This is a genomic window from Klebsiella scottii, assembly GCF_036561945.1.
Classification (GTDB): domain Bacteria; phylum Pseudomonadota; class Gammaproteobacteria; order Enterobacterales; family Enterobacteriaceae; genus Klebsiella; species Klebsiella scottii.
Map to the genome: position 1 here is coordinate 375,780 of NZ_JARXNI010000020.1, position 14,455 is coordinate 390,234.

12 protein-coding genes are annotated in these 14,455 nt (G+C 57.5%); 7 read left to right on the forward strand and 5 right to left on the reverse strand.

Going from position 1 to position 14,455, the window contains the following annotated elements; all coding sequences use genetic code 11:
- The first annotated feature begins 48 nt into the window (after positions 1-48).
- Positions 49-1,239 carry a mannonate dehydratase gene (uxuA, locus tag QFI97_RS09555; RefSeq protein ID WP_095100699.1) on the forward strand — a complete coding sequence of 397 codons (1,191 nt, stop codon included), beginning with the start codon at positions 49-51 and terminating at the stop codon, positions 1,237-1,239.
- Positions 1,240-1,328: 89 nt separating this feature from the next.
- Here uxuA and yeiP read toward each other — a convergent pair whose 3' ends face one another.
- Positions 1,329-1,901 (reverse strand): elongation factor P-like protein YeiP, encoded by a 573-nt coding sequence (yeiP, locus tag QFI97_RS09560; protein ID WP_041146493.1) that lies wholly within the window; start codon positions 1,899-1,901, stop codon positions 1,329-1,331.
- Positions 1,902-2,049: 148 nt separating this feature from the next.
- Here yeiP and QFI97_RS09565 point away from each other — a divergent pair, with 148 nt between their 5' ends.
- Positions 2,050-2,304: a YkgJ family cysteine cluster protein gene (locus QFI97_RS09565; protein WP_095100701.1), complete on the forward strand. Its 255-nt coding sequence runs from the start codon at positions 2,050-2,052 to the stop codon at positions 2,302-2,304.
- 25 nt (positions 2,305-2,329) lie between these two features.
- On the opposite strand, the gene setB is transcribed toward QFI97_RS09565, so the two are convergent.
- A complete protein-coding gene (gene setB, locus QFI97_RS09570) occupies positions 2,330-3,511 on the reverse strand; it encodes a sugar efflux transporter SetB (RefSeq protein WP_095100702.1) in 1,182 nt (393 codons plus the stop codon).
- A 332-nt stretch (positions 3,512-3,843) separates the two neighbouring features.
- Here setB and fruB point away from each other — a divergent pair, with 332 nt between their 5' ends.
- From fruB to fruA, 3 genes are read left to right on the forward strand one after another with little or no spacing between them, the layout of a single operon-like run.
- A complete protein-coding gene (fruB, locus tag QFI97_RS09575) occupies positions 3,844-4,974 on the forward strand; it encodes a fused PTS fructose transporter subunit IIA/HPr protein (RefSeq protein WP_095100704.1) in 1,131 nt (376 codons plus the stop codon).
- Positions 4,975-5,913, forward strand: coding sequence for a 1-phosphofructokinase (gene fruK, locus QFI97_RS09580; protein ID WP_095100706.1), 939 nt, complete (start codon positions 4,975-4,977; stop codon positions 5,911-5,913).
- A 16-nt stretch (positions 5,914-5,929) separates the two neighbouring features.
- On the forward strand, positions 5,930-7,615 hold the full coding sequence (gene fruA / locus QFI97_RS09585) for a PTS fructose transporter subunit IIBC (protein WP_346431008.1): 1,686 nt from the start codon (positions 5,930-5,932) through the stop codon (positions 7,613-7,615).
- 78 nt (positions 7,616-7,693) lie between these two features.
- On the opposite strand, the gene nfo is transcribed toward fruA, so the two are convergent.
- Positions 7,694-8,551, reverse strand: coding sequence for a deoxyribonuclease IV (nfo, locus tag QFI97_RS09590; protein WP_095100710.1), 858 nt, complete (start codon positions 8,549-8,551; stop codon positions 7,694-7,696).
- Positions 8,552-8,644: 93 nt separating this feature from the next.
- Positions 8,645-9,694: a YeiH family protein gene (locus tag QFI97_RS09595; protein WP_331834711.1), complete on the reverse strand. Its 1,050-nt coding sequence runs from the start codon at positions 9,692-9,694 to the stop codon at positions 8,645-8,647.
- 179 nt (positions 9,695-9,873) lie between these two features.
- Here QFI97_RS09595 and yieE point away from each other — a divergent pair, with 179 nt between their 5' ends.
- Positions 9,874-10,740, forward strand: a complete 867-nt coding sequence (gene yieE, locus QFI97_RS09600; protein ID WP_095100714.1) for a DNA-binding transcriptional regulator YeiE — start codon at positions 9,874-9,876, stop codon at positions 10,738-10,740.
- A gap of 189 nt (positions 10,741-10,929) precedes the next feature.
- Complete coding sequence (locus QFI97_RS09605) at positions 10,930-12,399, forward strand: amino acid permease (RefSeq protein WP_095100716.1); 1,470 nt, start codon at positions 10,930-10,932, stop codon at positions 12,397-12,399.
- Positions 12,400-12,469: 70 nt separating this feature from the next.
- Here the strand turns inward: QFI97_RS09605 and QFI97_RS09610 are convergent, their stop codons facing one another.
- Positions 12,470-14,455 (reverse strand): ligand-gated channel protein, encoded by a 1,986-nt coding sequence (locus QFI97_RS09610; protein ID WP_346431009.1) that lies wholly within the window; start codon positions 14,453-14,455, stop codon positions 12,470-12,472.

A 14,455-nucleotide genomic window follows, 5' to 3' on the forward strand; every position in this document is an offset into this window, starting at 1 on the left:
TCATTGACGTTCGCATTATTGGTATAACAACTTTAAAGGGGTATAGCGATGGAGCAAACCTGGCGTTGGTATGGACCGAACGATCCGGTATCGCTTGATGATGTACGACAGGCTGGCGCGACGGGCGTAGTTACCGCGTTGCACCATATTCCGAACGGGCAGGTATGGCCCGTTGACGATATTAAGCAGCGTCAGGCGCTGCTGGCGGAAAAAGGGCTGACGTGGTCGGTCGTCGAAAGCATCCCGGTGCATGAAGAGATCAAAACCGATAGCGGGCAGTGTGCGACCTGGATTGCCAACTATCAGCAGAGCATCCGCAATCTTGCGGCCTGCGGGATTGATACCGTTTGCTATAACTTTATGCCGATCCTCGACTGGACGCGTACCGATCTGGAGTATCAGCTAGCGGACGGCTCTAAAGCGCTGCGTTTTGATCAAATCGCTTTTGCGGCCTTTGAGCTGCATATCCTGCAGCGCGCCGGCGCGGAAGCGGATTACACGGAAGAAGAGCAGCGCCAGGCGCAGGCCTATTTTACGGCGATGAGCGCCGCGGAAGTCGAAAAGCTGACCCGCAATATTATTGCCGGCCTGCCGGGAGCCGAAGAGGGCTATACCCTCGATCAGTTCCGCACCCGTCTTGCCGAATATGACCATATCAATAAAGAGCAGCTGCGTGAAAATATGGCCCGCTTCCTGCGCGCCATCGTGCCGGTATGTGAAGAGGTGGGCGTGCGTCTGGCGGTTCACCCGGACGATCCGCCGCGTCCGATCCTTGGCCTGCCGCGTATCGTGTCGACGATCGAAGATATGCAGTGGCTGAAAGAGGTTGTTGATAGCATTAACAACGGTTTTACCATGTGCACCGGCTCCTACGGCGTGCGTGCCGATAATGACCTGGTGAAGATGGTTGAAACCTTCGGCGATCGTATTCACTTCACCCATCTGCGATCGACCTGCCGCGAAGAGAATCCGAAAACCTTCCACGAGGCAGCGCACCTGAGCGGTGACGTTAATATGGTGGCGGTGGTGAATGCGATTCTGAGCGAAGAGCTGCGTCGCAAGCGCGCCGGCGATCTGCGCCCGATCCCGTTCCGCCCGGATCACGGCCATCAGATGCTGGACGATCTGCGTAAGAAAACCAACCCGGGATATTCGGCGATCGGTCGTCTGAAGGGGATGGCGGAAGTTCGCGGCGTAGAGCTGGCGCTGAAGATGACGAAGTATCCGGAACTGCTGTAGGCCACCGTGCGTCGGTAAAAAAATGCCCGTCAGTTGCGATACTGACGGGCATTTTCGCATTGGCTACCGGTTATTAACCCGCCGTTCGATTAGTCGGCGCGACCCATATAGCGGCTTTCTTCGATATGGATACGAATGCGTTCGCCCGAGCTCAGGTACTCAGGAACCTGCACCACGAGGCCGGTGCTCAGGGTTGCCGGTTTGTTGCGAGCGCTGGCGGATGCGCCCTTGATGCCCGGAGCCGTTTCAACAATTTCCAGATCAACGGTCTGCGGCAGCTCCAGCGCCAGCAGCTGGCCATCCCAGGTCAGAACCTGCATGTCCGGCATGCCGCCTTCCGGAATAAACAGCAGCTCTTCTTCAATCTGCTCTTTGGTGAAGATATACGGGGTGTAATCTTCTTTATCCATAAACACGTATTCGTTGCCGTCGACATAGGAGAAGTCAACGTAGCGGCGGGTCAGGGTCACGGTGTCAACAATATCGTCGCCCTTAAAGCGTTCTTCAACCTTCAGACCGGTACGTACGTCAGCGAAACGCATTTTGTACAGCGTTGCTGCGCCACGGGCGCTCGGTGACTGAATATCAATATTTTTCACAATCAGCAGCTTGCCGTTGTAATTCAGCACCATACCTTTTTTAATTTCATTCGCTCTTGGCATTGCGGTAATCCTGTAACGTAAAGGGTCAAAAATATCGCGTAAAACTACTCGCGCCGGGCCTTTCAGGCAAGTGGAATTCACGCGTTTTGCTATCTTCGGATAAAACGTTTAGGCTGAGCCTGAAAAAGCGCCGTTAAGAGAACCATCTATGGAATGTCGTACTGACTGCGGTGCCTGCTGTATCGCCCCCTCCATCTCATCCCCGATACCCGGCATGCCTGACGGCAAACCCGCGAACACGCGGTGCGTACAGCTGTCTGCGGGCAACCTGTGCAATATCTTTGGCTCACCGCTGCGCCCCAAAGTTTGCGGCAGCCTGCAGCCAGAGCGTGAAATGTGCGGCACCCGACGCGATGAGGCAATGGCGTACCTTATTCATCTCGAACGGCTCACCGCCAGCTAGCGGCGCGCCGTTTTATCTCTGCGGCTTAAATGTCCCTGATGCGCCACAGGCACAGCTGGGCGATCGCCCCCATGCCGAGCGCAATCCAGAATACCGCGTGATAGCTCCAGATCTCGGCGACCACGCCGGCCAGCGACCCGGCAATAATCCAGCCGACGCGAATGGTATTGGCGTACAGCGTGGTCGCCGCTCCCGCCTGGCCCGGCATTAAATCCTGAAAATAGAGCATGCCAATTCCCGCCAGGATGCCAATGAAAATAGCGTTCAGCAGCTGTAACGCCAGCAGCAGACCAGGCGTATGAACCAGCAGCATGCCGACGTAAAACAGCAGCCCGGCGACGCCGGCCGCGCGCATCAGAAAACGCTTGCCGAAGCGGCGGGCGTAATAGCCGGCGATCAGCATCGTCGGTATTTCGAGGCCGGCGGCTGCGCCCATCATTAAACCCGCCAGCTTCTCCGGCAGGTGCAGCTCATTAATGATATAGAGCGGCATATTAATGATATAGAGGCTGTTGATGCCCCACATCAGCGTGCAGACGCTGAACAGCAGCAACGCGTCGCGGCGATGGGTGCGCGGAGCTTCCAGCTGACCCGCGGCCGCTTTTGGCTCTTTGCGCATGCTGGGCAGAAAGAACCAGACTATCGCACCGCAGAATACGAAGGCGACGGCGGCGCTGAGGTACATCACGGTAAAGCCGAAACCCATCGCCAGCGCGTAGGCCAGCGGCGGACCGATAACCCACGCCAGCGACACCTGGGCGCGCAGAATCGAGCTGAACATCACCGCCTCGCGGCCGGTTTTATCCGCATGCTCGCGGGCAAGGGCGAACATCTGCGGGTTGGCGGTGGAGCCGAAGCTGCTGAGAAATACCCCGACGAAAAGCAGAACAAAGTAGCTGCGATTCCACGCAAACAGCAGGCAGGCCAGCACGCCCAGCAGGCAGCAGAAGACGATCAGCTGTTTACGATCCCCGCGGCGGTCCGAGCGCCCGGCGAGAAACTGGCTCACCAGAATGCCGATTACCGCGCTGCCGGTAAAAAAGAAGCCGACCATCGCCGGGCGCACGTGCACTTCATTGGTCAAAAACAGGCTCAAGGTTGGCGTTTGCAACGCGCCGGCAATCCCGGTCAGAAAGGCGACAATCAGGAAGGCGGAAGAGGTTAAATCGAACCCGCGTCGGGGAAGGGCGGCGCTACTGTTTTGCATGTGCGGTTATCTGTGGTTTCAGGAGTCGCGGAGTTTACGCCGCCAGTCAGAAAATGAACAGTAGTATGGCACTAATAAATCAAAAAGGCGTTTCAAAATATTGCGTTCAGCAAAATGCTGAAGCTGAGGCCGGTCTTGCGATACGGCTTCAGCAAAAATGTGCGTTATATCTAACTTCTGTTATCAGGCTGACAACTTATCTTGCGCGGTGATTAATAAAGGTACAGACTCATTGAAACGTTTCAGCGTCATCAGGAATTTCTTCAGCTGCAGGATGACGCATTTTTTCGCTAAACAGCTGAAACGATTCAACTCAGCAGGAGAGGAGATCCATGTTCCAGTTATCTGTGCAGGATATTCATCCCGGTCAGCAGGCCGGTAATAAAGAAGAGGCGATTCGTCAGGTTGCTTCTGCGCTGGTAAGCGCAGGCAACGTGGCGGAAGGCTACGTTAACGGGATGCTGGCGCGCGAGCAGCAGACCTCCACTTTCCTTGGTAACGGGATTGCCATTCCGCACGGTACCACCGACACGCGCGATCAGGTGCTGAAAACCGGCGTTCAGGTCTATCAGTTCCCGCAGGGCGTAACCTGGGGGGAAGGGCAGACGGCCTACGTGGCGATTGGTATCGCCGCCAGCTCGGATGAGCATCTCGGATTACTGCGTCAGCTGACGCACGTGCTCAGCGATGATTCGGTCGCGGAGCAGCTCAGGTCCGCCACGACGGCTGAAGAGCTGCGCGCCCTGCTGATGGGTGAAAAGCAGAGCGAAGTGCTGAAGCTGGATAACGACACGCTGAGCCTTGATATCGTGGCCAGCGATCTGCTGACCCTGCAGGCGCTGAACGCCGCGCGGCTGAAAGAAGCCGGCGCCGTTGACGCCGCGTTTGTGAGCCGCACCATTAACGATAAGCCGCTGAACCTGGGTCAGGGCATCTGGCTGAACGACAGTGCTGAAGGCAACCTGCGTAGCGCCGTTGCCGTGAGCCGCGCCGCCAGCGCATTTACCGCTGATGAACAGCCGGTGTCGCTGCTGATTACCGTCGCGATGGCCGACGAACAGCCGACCGCGGTGCTCAGTCGCCTGAGCAACCTGCTGATTGACAAAAAAGCTGACCGCCTGCTGAAGGCCGACGGCGCCACGCTGCTGGCGCTGCTGACCAGCGATGATGCGATTGCCGAAGACGTGCTGAGCGCTGAATTTGTCGTGCGCAATGAGCACGGGCTGCACGCGCGTCCGGGCACCATGCTGGTTAATACCATCAAACAATTCTCCAGCGACATTACCGTCACCAACCTCGACGGTTCCGGCAAGCCGGCAAACGGTCGCAGCCTGATGAAGGTCGTGGCGCTGGGAGTGAAGAAAGGTCACCGTCTGCGTTTTACCGCGCAGGGTGAAGATGCGCAACAAGCGCTGGATGCGATTGGCGAAGCTATCGCCGCAGGCCTTGGGGAGGGCGCATAAATGAGCAGACGTGTAGCAACGATTACTTTAAACCCGGCATACGATCTGGTGGGTTTCACGCCGGAAATTGAGCGCGGCGAAGTCAACCTCGTCCGCACCACCGGCCTGCATGCAGCCGGAAAAGGTATCAACGTTGCGAAGGTACTGAAAGATCTCGGTATCGACGTCACCGTCGGCGGCTTCCTCGGCAAAGATAATCAGGATGGCTTTCAGCAGCTGTTTAGCGAGCTGGGGATTGCCAACCGCTTCCAGGTTGTGCAGGGCCGTACCCGTATCAACGTCAAGCTGACGGAAAAAGACGGTGAAGTCACCGACTTTAACTTCTCCGGCTTTGAGGTGACTCAGGGTGACTGGGAGCGCTTCGTCAATGATTCCCTGAGCTGGCTGGGTCAGTTCGACATGGTTTGCGTCAGCGGCAGCCTGCCGTCAGGCGTCAGCCCTGAGGCCTTCACCGAATGGATGATCCGCCTGCGCAGCCAGTGTCCGTGCATTATTTTCGACAGCAGCCGCGAAGCGCTGGTTGCCGGCCTGAAGGCCGCGCCGTGGTTAGTTAAACCAAACCGCCGCGAGCTGGAGATTTGGGCCGGCCGCAAGCTGCCTGAAATGAAAGACGTTATTGACGCCGCCCACGCGCTGCGCGAGCAGGGGATTGCCCACGTGGTTATCTCGCTGGGTGAAGAGGGCGCGCTGTGGGTTAACGCCTCCGGCGAATGGATCGCCAAGCCGCCTTCAGTCGAAGTGGTCAGCACCGTCGGCGCCGGCGATTCTATGGTCGGCGGCCTGATTTACGGCCTGCTGATGCGTGAATCCAGCGAGCATACTTTGCGCCTGGCCACGGCCGTTGCAGCCCTGGCGGTTAGCCAGAGCAATGTTGGTATTACCGATCGTACCCAGTTGGCCGCAATGATGGCGCGCGTCGACTTACAACCGTTTAATTAACAGCAGGAGAGGCATAATGAAAACGCTGCTGATTATTGATGCCGGACTCGGACAGGCTCGCGCCTATATGGCGAAAACCCTGCTGAGCACCGCGGCGCAAAAAGCGCAACTCGAACTGATTGATAACCCGAACGATGCGGAGCTGGCTATCGTCCTCGGCTCAACGCTGCCTGCTGACAGCGCGCTGAACGGTAAAAAGGTGTATCTCGGCGATATTAACCGCGCCGTTGCCCACCCGGAGCTGTTCCTCGGCGAGGCGAAAAGCCATGCGACCCCTTACAGCGCGCCGGCTGCGGCGCCCGCTGCGGCCAGCGGCCCAAAACGCATCGTCGCAATTACCGCCTGCCCAACCGGCGTGGCGCATACCTTTATGGCCGCAGAGGCTATCGAAACCGAAGCGAAAAAACGCGGCTGGTGGGTGAAGGTTGAAACGCGCGGCTCCGTCGGCGCGGGCAATGCGATTACGCCAGAAGAGGTGGCGCAGGCCGATCTGGTTATCGTTGCGGCGGATATTGAAGTTGACCTGGCGAAGTTTGCCGGTAAGCCAATGTATCGCACCACTACCGGCCTGGCGCTGAAGAAAACCGCCCAGGAGTTTGAAAAGGCGCAGCTGGAAGCCAAACCGTATCAGCCTTCCGGGCCGAGCGGACAGCAGGCGGATAGCGCGAAGAAAGAGGGCGGCGGCGCCTATCGTCACCTGCTGACCGGCGTCTCCTACATGCTGCCGATGGTGGTGGCGGGCGGCCTGTGTATCGCGCTCTCCTTCGCCTTTGGGATTAAGGCATTTGAAGTGAAGGATACGCTGGCGGCGGCGCTGATGCAGATCGGCGGCGGTTCAGCCTTTGCGCTGATGGTTCCGGTGCTGGCGGGCTTCATTGCCTTCTCCATCGCCGACCGTCCGGGCCTGACGCCGGGTCTTATCGGCGGTATGCTGGCGGTGAGCGGCGGTTCCGGCTTCATTGGCGGGATCATTGCGGGCTTCCTTGCTGGTTACGTGGCTAAACTGATCAGCACGAAGCTGAAGCTGCCGCCGAGCATGGAAGCGTTGAAACCGATTCTGATCATTCCACTGGTTTCCAGCCTGATTGTCGGTCTGGCCATGATCTACCTGATCGGTAAGCCGGTTGCCGGTATTCTGGCGGGTCTGACCCACTGGCTGCAAACTATGGGGACGGCCAATGCGGTCCTGCTGGGCGCGATCCTCGGGGCAATGATGTGTACCGATATGGGCGGTCCGGTGAACAAAGCGGCGTACGCCTTTGGCGTCGGGCTGCTGAGTACTCAGACCTACGCGCCGATGGCGGCGATTATGGCCGCAGGCATGGTACCGCCGCTGGCGATGGGTATCGCGACGCTGGTGGCGCGTAATAAGTTTGACAAAGGCCAGCGTGAAGGCGGTAAAGCGGCCCTGGTGCTCGGACTGTGCTTTATCTCTGAAGGGGCCATTCCGTTCGCCGCTCGTGACCCGATGCGCGTGCTGCCATGCTGTATCATCGGCGGGGCGGTAACCGGCGCAATCTCCATGGCGATTGGCGCCAAACTGATGGCGCCGCACGGCGGTCTGTTTGTTCTGCTGATCCCAGGCGCCATTACGCCGGTGCTCGGCTACCTGCTGGCGATTATCGCCGGGACGCTGGTTGCCGGTCTCTCCTACGCGGTGCTGAAACGTCCGGAAGTGCAGACGGTAGAAAAAGCTGCCTGAGTAAAACTTTGATAAGCAAAAGGGCCGATGATTCGGCCCTTTCTTTTTTTAGCTGTTGGGATTAGCCCGGCATCGACTTCAGGCCGACGCTTCCGCCGTCTGCTGCGCCCGCAGCCAGGCAATCTCTTCCGCCCAGATATCGGGATTAACGGTCTCCAGAATTAGCGGAATACCGTCGAAGCGGCTGTCCTGCATGATCCAGCGGAAAGCGTCATGGCCGATATTACCTTCCCCCAGGCTATGGTGGCGGTCGACGCGGCTGCCGAAGGCGCTTTTCGCATCGTTCAGGTGCATCCCGCGCAGGTATTTGAAGCCGACGATCCGCTCGAAATCGGCGAAGGTTTTCTCACACTCTTCGGCGCTACGCAGATCGTACCCGGCAGCAAAGGCGTGACAGGTGTCAATACACACGCCGACGCGGGATTTATCCTCCACGCCGTCGATAATGGCGGCCAGATGTTCAAACTTAAATCCAAGATTGCTGCCCTGGCCGGCGGTGTTTTCGATAACCGCGGTCACGCCTTCGGTTTTTTCCAGCGCGATATTGATCGAGCGGGAAATGCGCGCCAGGCACTCCTCTTCCGGTATCTGCTGCAGATGGCTGCCGGGATGGAAGTTCAGCAGCGTCAGCCCTAGCTGCTGGCAGCGGGTCAGCTCATCAATAAACGCTTCGCGGGATTTTTCCAGCGCCTCTTCGACCGGGTGGCCGAGGTTGATCAGATAGCTATCGTGCGGCAGGATTTGCCCGGGACCGAAATGGTATTTTTCGCAGGCGGCTTTGAATTCAGCAATGGTTTCGTCGCTCAGCGGGGCGGCGCGCCATTGGCGCTGGTTCTTGGTGAAGAGGGCGAACGCGGTCGCACCGATTTCGGCTGCGCGAATGGCGGCATTGGCCACTCCGCCGGAGGCGCTGACGTGCGCTCCAATATATTTCATAAAAAACTCCAGTTAAGCCGCTGCGGGGTGGGTAATGATAGCGGCTTAACTGAAGAGTTACATCAACGAATGCTGTCGTCTGTCTGCTTCCGGTCAGGCCATCAGGCCGTGAACCGCCAGGTTAATCGCGCCGCCGCCGACAATCAGCCAGACGAACAGCATCAATGCCATCAACAGCGGTTTGGCGCCGGCTTTTTTCAGCGCGCTGACGTGGGTGGTCAGCCCGAGGGCGGCCATCGCCATTGCCAGCATTACGGTATCGAGGGTCACCAGCATGTCGACCGCTGCTTTTGGCAGCAGGTGGAAGGAGTTAAATACCGCCACCAGGATGAACATAATGGCAAACCACGGGATAGTGATTTTACTTTGCTCGCCGCTGCCGGCCGGGGCCAGCTGCTTAACGCGGGCGGCGAGGAACAGCAGGAACGGCGCCAGCATCATCACGCGCAGCATTTTGGCAATGACCGCCGCGTTCTCTGCGTCCGGGCTAACGGCGTGTCCCGCAGCGACCACCTGCGCCACCTCATGCATGGTCGAGCCCATATAAATGCCGTAGGTTTCCGGCGTAAACCAGTGCGCCAGCAGCGGATACATCGCCGGATAGAGGAAGATAGCCAGCGTACCGAAAATTACCACCGTGGCGACGGCGACGGTCACCTTACTGGCCTCCGCCTTGACTACCGGTTCCGTTGCCAGAATCGCCGCCGCGCCGCAGATGCTGCTGCCGGCGCCAATCAGCCAGCTGGTATGCTTATCCAGACCGAAGATTTTCTGCCCGAGGATACAGGCGATAAAAAAGGTGCTGGCCAGCGTCAGAACGTCAATGGCAATGCCGCTCACGCCAACATCGGCAATCTGCGCGAACGTCAGGCGAAAGCCGTATAAAATAATACCGAGACGCAGCAGGTGCTGTTTGGCAAAGATCACGCCGCCGTCGCAGGGTTGCCATATTTTCGGGTAGAGCGTATTGCCGACGACCATGCCGAACAGGATGGCCAGCGTCAGCGCGCTGAAGCCGGCGCCGGCGATAGCGGGAAAGCTGCCAGCCCAGAGCGCAGCGCCGGTCACAACGGCGGTAAGCGCCAGTCCTGGGGCGAAATGCCACAGCGGGCGATGTTTTGTCGGTAAAGTGAGTGCTGTCATAACCTTCTCCTTTGTCTGCGTAAAGATTACGACTCGCTGGTTTAAATATAAAATTGATTATATATTTATAATTAATCGTAATAAGTGGTAAACGAGCCTGTTCGCGGTTCCGCGCGGCGTTACGCGCCGGCCGTCGGGATTGCGAAGGGCGATGTCGGATAGACGAGCAAGGAAGGGTTATGCATATCACGCTACGGCAGCTGGAAGTTTTTGCTGAAGTTCTCAAGAGCGGTTCAACCACCCAGGCGTCGCAAATGCTGGCGCTTTCGCAGTCAGCGGTCAGCGCGGCCTTGACCGATCTGGAAGGTCAGCTGGGAGTGCAGCTTTTCGATCGCGTCGGCAAGCGGCTGGTGGTGAATGAGCACGGCAGGCTGCTCTACCCGCGCGCGCTGGCGCTGCTTGAACGCGCTATTGAAATCGAGCAGCTGTTTCGCGGCGATAACGGCGCGATCCGCGTGTACGCCAGCAGCACTATCGGGAACTATATTTTACCGGAAATCATTGCCCGCTATCGCCGCGATTTCCCCGATCTGCCGCTGGAGCTGAGCGTCGGCAATAGCCAGGACGTGATTAACGCCGTGGCCGATCTGCGGGTGGATATCGGGCTGATTGAGGGGCCGTGCCACGCGGCGGATATCATCGCCGAACCGTGGCTGGCGGATGAGCTGGTGGTGTTTGCCGCTCCCGGCTCGCCGCTGCTGGAGGGCGAGGTGACGCTGCAGCGGCTGGCGGAGGCGCCGTGGATCCTGCGCGAACACGGCTCGGGCACCCGGGAAATCGTCGACTATTTATTGCTATCGCACCTGCCGGCGTTTCAGCTGGGGATGGAGCTAGGCAACTCCGAGGCTATCAAGCATGCCGTACGTCATGGCCTTGGAATTAGCTGCCTTTCGCGGCGGGTTATCGCCGAACAGCTGGAGGTGGGATCGCTGGTTGAGCTGAGCGTGCCGTTACCGCCTTTAACCCGCACCCTGTGGCGGATTCATCATCGCCAGAAGCATATTTCCAAAGCATTACAGCGTTTTCTGCGTTACTGCGAGGTGTAAAAACGCGGGGGCCGGGGCGTTCGGATGAAGAGAGGTGGGGGATTATTGCTGGCAATTCCGCGATTTAGTGCTTTACTAATAATCCATGTTCGATCATGAACCTCTCTTATAACTTTGTATTTGTACCGGATGGATCGCCGATCGTCTGCTACAATCTCGCCTCGTTTTTTTGATGGATAGCATTTTCACATGGTTTCGGATACTAAAACCACAGAAGCGCCCGGCCTACGCCGTGAACTGAAGGCGCGTCACTTGACCATGATCGCTATTGGCGGTTCCATCGGTACAGGTCTTTTCGTTGCATCCGGTGCAACTATTTCCCAGGCAGGCCCCGGCGGCGCGCTGCTTTCTTATATTCTGATCGGTCTGATGGTCTATTTCCTGATGACCAGCCTTGGCGAGCTAGCGGCATACATGCCGGTATCCGGCTCCTTTGCCACCTACGGTCAGAACTATGTCGAAGAGGGCTTCGGCTTCGCGCTGGGCTGGAACTACTGGTATAACTGGGCGGTGACCATCGCCGTTGACCTTGTTGCCTCGCAGCTGGTCATGACCTACTGGTTCCCCGATGCCCCAGGCTGGATCTGGAGCGCGCTGTTCCTCGGCATTATGTTCCTGCTGAACTGGATCTCGGTAAAAGGCTTCGGTGAAGCAGAGTACTGGTTCTCGCTGATTAAGGTCGCCACCGTCATCATCTTTATCGTTGTTGGCGTGATGATGATCGTCGGCATCTTTGAGGGCGCGCAGCCGGCGGGCTGGAGCAACTGGGGTATCGACGATGCGCCGTTTGCCGGCGGCTTTGCGGCGATGATTGGCGTGGCGATGATCGTCGGCTTCTCGTTCCAGGGCACCGAGCTTATCGGTATCGCCGCGGGTGAATCAGAAAACCCGGAGAAGAACATTCCGCGCGCCGTGCGCCAGGTGTTCTGGCGTATTCTGCTGTTCTACGTGTTCGCGATTTTAATCATCAGCCTGATTATCCCTTATACCGATCCGAGCCTGCTGCGTAACGACGTGAAGGATATTTCCGTCAGTCCGTTTACCCTGGTGTTCCAGCATGCGGGCCTGCTGTCTGCGGCCGCGATCATGAATGCGGTCATCCTGACGGCGGTACTGTCGGCGGGCAACTCCGGAATGTACGCCTCCACGCGTATGCTCTACACCCTGGCCTGCGATGGCAAAGCGCCGCGTATCTTCGCTAAGCTGTCGCGCGGCGGCGTGCCGCGTAACGCGCTGTACGCCACCACGGTCGTGGCGGCGCTGTGCTTCCTGAGCTCAATGTTTGGCAACCAGACCGTTTACCTGTGGCTGCTGAATACCTCAGGGATGACCGGCTTTATTGCCTGGCTGGGGATCGCTATCAGCCACTATCGTTTCCGTCGTGGCTACGTGCTGCAGGGCAACGATGTGAACGATCTGCCGTATCGTTCCGGGTTCTTCCCGCTTGGGCCGATCTTCGCCTTCGTCCTGTGCCTGATTATCACCCTCGGCCAGAACTACGAAGCGTTCCTTAAAGACACCATTGACTGGGGTGGCGTGGCGGCGACCTATATCGGTATTCCGCTGTTCCTGGTTATCTGGTTTGGCTATAAGCTTGCCAAAGGCACCCGGTTTGTCCGCTATAGCGAAATGAAGTTCCCGCAGCGTTTCAAGCAATAACGTTATTGACTGATAAAAAAACCCCGGGTTTCCGGGGTTTTTTCGTTATCAGATCGTCAGAATCAGATCATCAGAAGCTATAGGTCAGGCCCACGGTATAACGTCGGCCATCAAGTACCGTATCGTAGGTATCGTAAGCAATCTGCTTATCGAGAACGTTATACACCCCGGCGGAAACCAGCAGGTTTTTGTTGGCGTTGTAGCGCAAACCGAGATCGACCTGCGTATAGGACGGTGTGCCCTGAGCCATAGAGGTACGGCTCAGATACTCTGAGGTTTTCCCGCGGAAGTTCAAACGACTCCAGAAACCGACGTCAGGCGTGGCCTGCCAGTCCAGGGTGGTGTTGAACATGTTTTTCGGCATTTTATTTAAAGGCTTGCCGGAGAACTGACCGCTTTTCTGTTCTGACTTGGTATAGGTATAGTTCGCCGTCCAGTTCAGATCGCGAGTGATTTTCCAGCCGAAGGTCGATTCCACGCCGCGCATGTTGGCTTTATCGACGTTGACGCGGTCGCTGACGAAGTCATAGCTGGTATTGCCGATGGTGCAGGCCGGGTCAGACTTGCTGTTACAACGACGTACTTCGGTGATTTTGTTTTTGAAGTCGGTGTTGAACAACGTAAGGCCCGCGTTGAGGTTGTCGTTGTTATCCCACAGTAAAGCAATCTCTTCGCTCAGGCTCTTTTCCGGCTTGAGGTCCGGATTACCCACGATAATGCCGTCAAGACGACCGCCTCCAGTGACCTGGCCCCAGTTAGCGGAAGACTGGCGGAGATCCGGCGCGCGGTAGCCTGCTGAAACTCCACCTTTCAGCGTCCACTGTTCGGCAAGGTGCCATACGCCGTAGCCGCGTGGCGTCCAGTTGGTGCCGTAGTTTTCATCTTTATCCATGCGCAGGCCGCCGGTTAGCGTAAAGCTTTCGGTCATCGCCCATTCATCTTCAGCAAACAGCGCCCAGCTCCAGCGCGTCAGCTTACTCAGGCCATCGGCCGCCTCCAGCTGATTGCCTTTATCGCTGAGCTTCTCATAGCGATACTGTCCGCCCAGCGTCAGGGTGTGATCGCCAAGGAAAACCTGGTTCTGGTTATTAATGGTCGTATTGTACGACTTCATTTTACGCCCGGGGTTGTTGGTCTCTTCCTGCTGGACGTAGCTGGTGGTGTTGAAGTGCTCGTAATAACCGCTATGGGTCAGCGAGTAGGTGGTGTGTTCGTAGCGGGAATCGCTTTTGCTGTTTGGCGTACAGACATTACCGCGGCAGCTCTCCTCAGCCGTTGACATCCCCGGCGTACTGTTACGGTCCTGCAGTTCGCGCGCGTAGTCGAGATCGAAATCGTTTTTGTCGTCAGGCGTAAAGTTCAGCGTGACGCCGCCGTTGCGCATTTTCTGCTCGTTGAAGCCGTTTTCGATTTTATCTTCCGCGCGGCGGGAGAGCAGGCCCGTGACTTTCGCCCCCAGTAGCCCGTCAATCAACGGGCCAGAAGCGTAGACGTTTGTCTGGAACAGGTCACCAGAATCATTGTTTTCCTGGAAAGTAGCGTCGCCGTGCAGCGAGCCTGTCCAGGCTTTGGTGTTCGAGATTTTTTTGGTAATGATGTTAATCACCCCGCCCATAGCATCGGAACCATAGAGGGAGGACATCGGTCCGCGGATGACTTCGATCCGTTCAATAGACTCGAGAGGCGGCAGCCAGCCCTGTTCGATCCCTGAGTTATCGCTGTTTGGACGGGTGCTGCGGGTGCTGACGCGTTTACCATTAACCAGGAAAAGGGTGTATTGGGAAGACATGCCACGAATGCTGATATCGCTGCTGCTTCCGCCGCCCGTGACGACTACGCCGGGTACGTCTTTTAGCGCATCGGTAACGTCGCGGTAGGCCTTATCTTCAATCTGCTGTTTGGAGATAACGGAGATAGAGGCTGGTGCATTCTGGATTTTCTGTTCAAAACCGGTAGCCGTTACGACCATGGTGTCTGAATCGGCTGCATGAACAAGCGGTGAGATGGTGGCTGCGCATATCGCGGCGGCAAGTAGCTTAACGCGAGGTATAGTCAT

Excerpts from the sequence above, each read along its gene's own strand:
- uxuA (WP_095100699.1), top strand. The coding sequence starts at position 49 with ATGGAGCAAACCTGGCGTTGGTATGGACCGAACGATCCGGTATCGCTT.
- yeiP (WP_041146493.1), bottom strand. The coding sequence starts at position 1,901 with ATGCCAAGAGCGAATGAAATTAAAAAAGGTATGGTGCTGAATTACAAC.
- QFI97_RS09565 (WP_095100701.1), top strand. The coding sequence starts at position 2,050 with ATGGAATGTCGTACTGACTGCGGTGCCTGCTGTATCGCCCCCTCCATC.
- setB (WP_095100702.1), bottom strand. The coding sequence starts at position 3,511 with ATGCAAAACAGTAGCGCCGCCCTTCCCCGACGCGGGTTCGATTTAACC.
- fruB (WP_095100704.1), top strand. The coding sequence starts at position 3,844 with ATGTTCCAGTTATCTGTGCAGGATATTCATCCCGGTCAGCAGGCCGGT.
- fruK (WP_095100706.1), top strand. The coding sequence starts at position 4,975 with ATGAGCAGACGTGTAGCAACGATTACTTTAAACCCGGCATACGATCTG.
- fruA (WP_346431008.1), top strand. The coding sequence starts at position 5,930 with ATGAAAACGCTGCTGATTATTGATGCCGGACTCGGACAGGCTCGCGCC.
- nfo (WP_095100710.1), bottom strand. The coding sequence starts at position 8,551 with ATGAAATATATTGGAGCGCACGTCAGCGCCTCCGGCGGAGTGGCCAAT.
- QFI97_RS09595 (WP_331834711.1), bottom strand. The coding sequence starts at position 9,694 with ATGACAGCACTCACTTTACCGACAAAACATCGCCCGCTGTGGCATTTC.
- yieE (WP_095100714.1), top strand. The coding sequence starts at position 9,874 with ATGCATATCACGCTACGGCAGCTGGAAGTTTTTGCTGAAGTTCTCAAG.
- QFI97_RS09605 (WP_095100716.1), top strand. The coding sequence starts at position 10,930 with ATGGTTTCGGATACTAAAACCACAGAAGCGCCCGGCCTACGCCGTGAA.
- QFI97_RS09610 (WP_346431009.1), bottom strand. The coding sequence starts at position 14,455 with ATGACTATACCTCGCGTTAAGCTACTTGCCGCCGCGATATGCGCAGCC.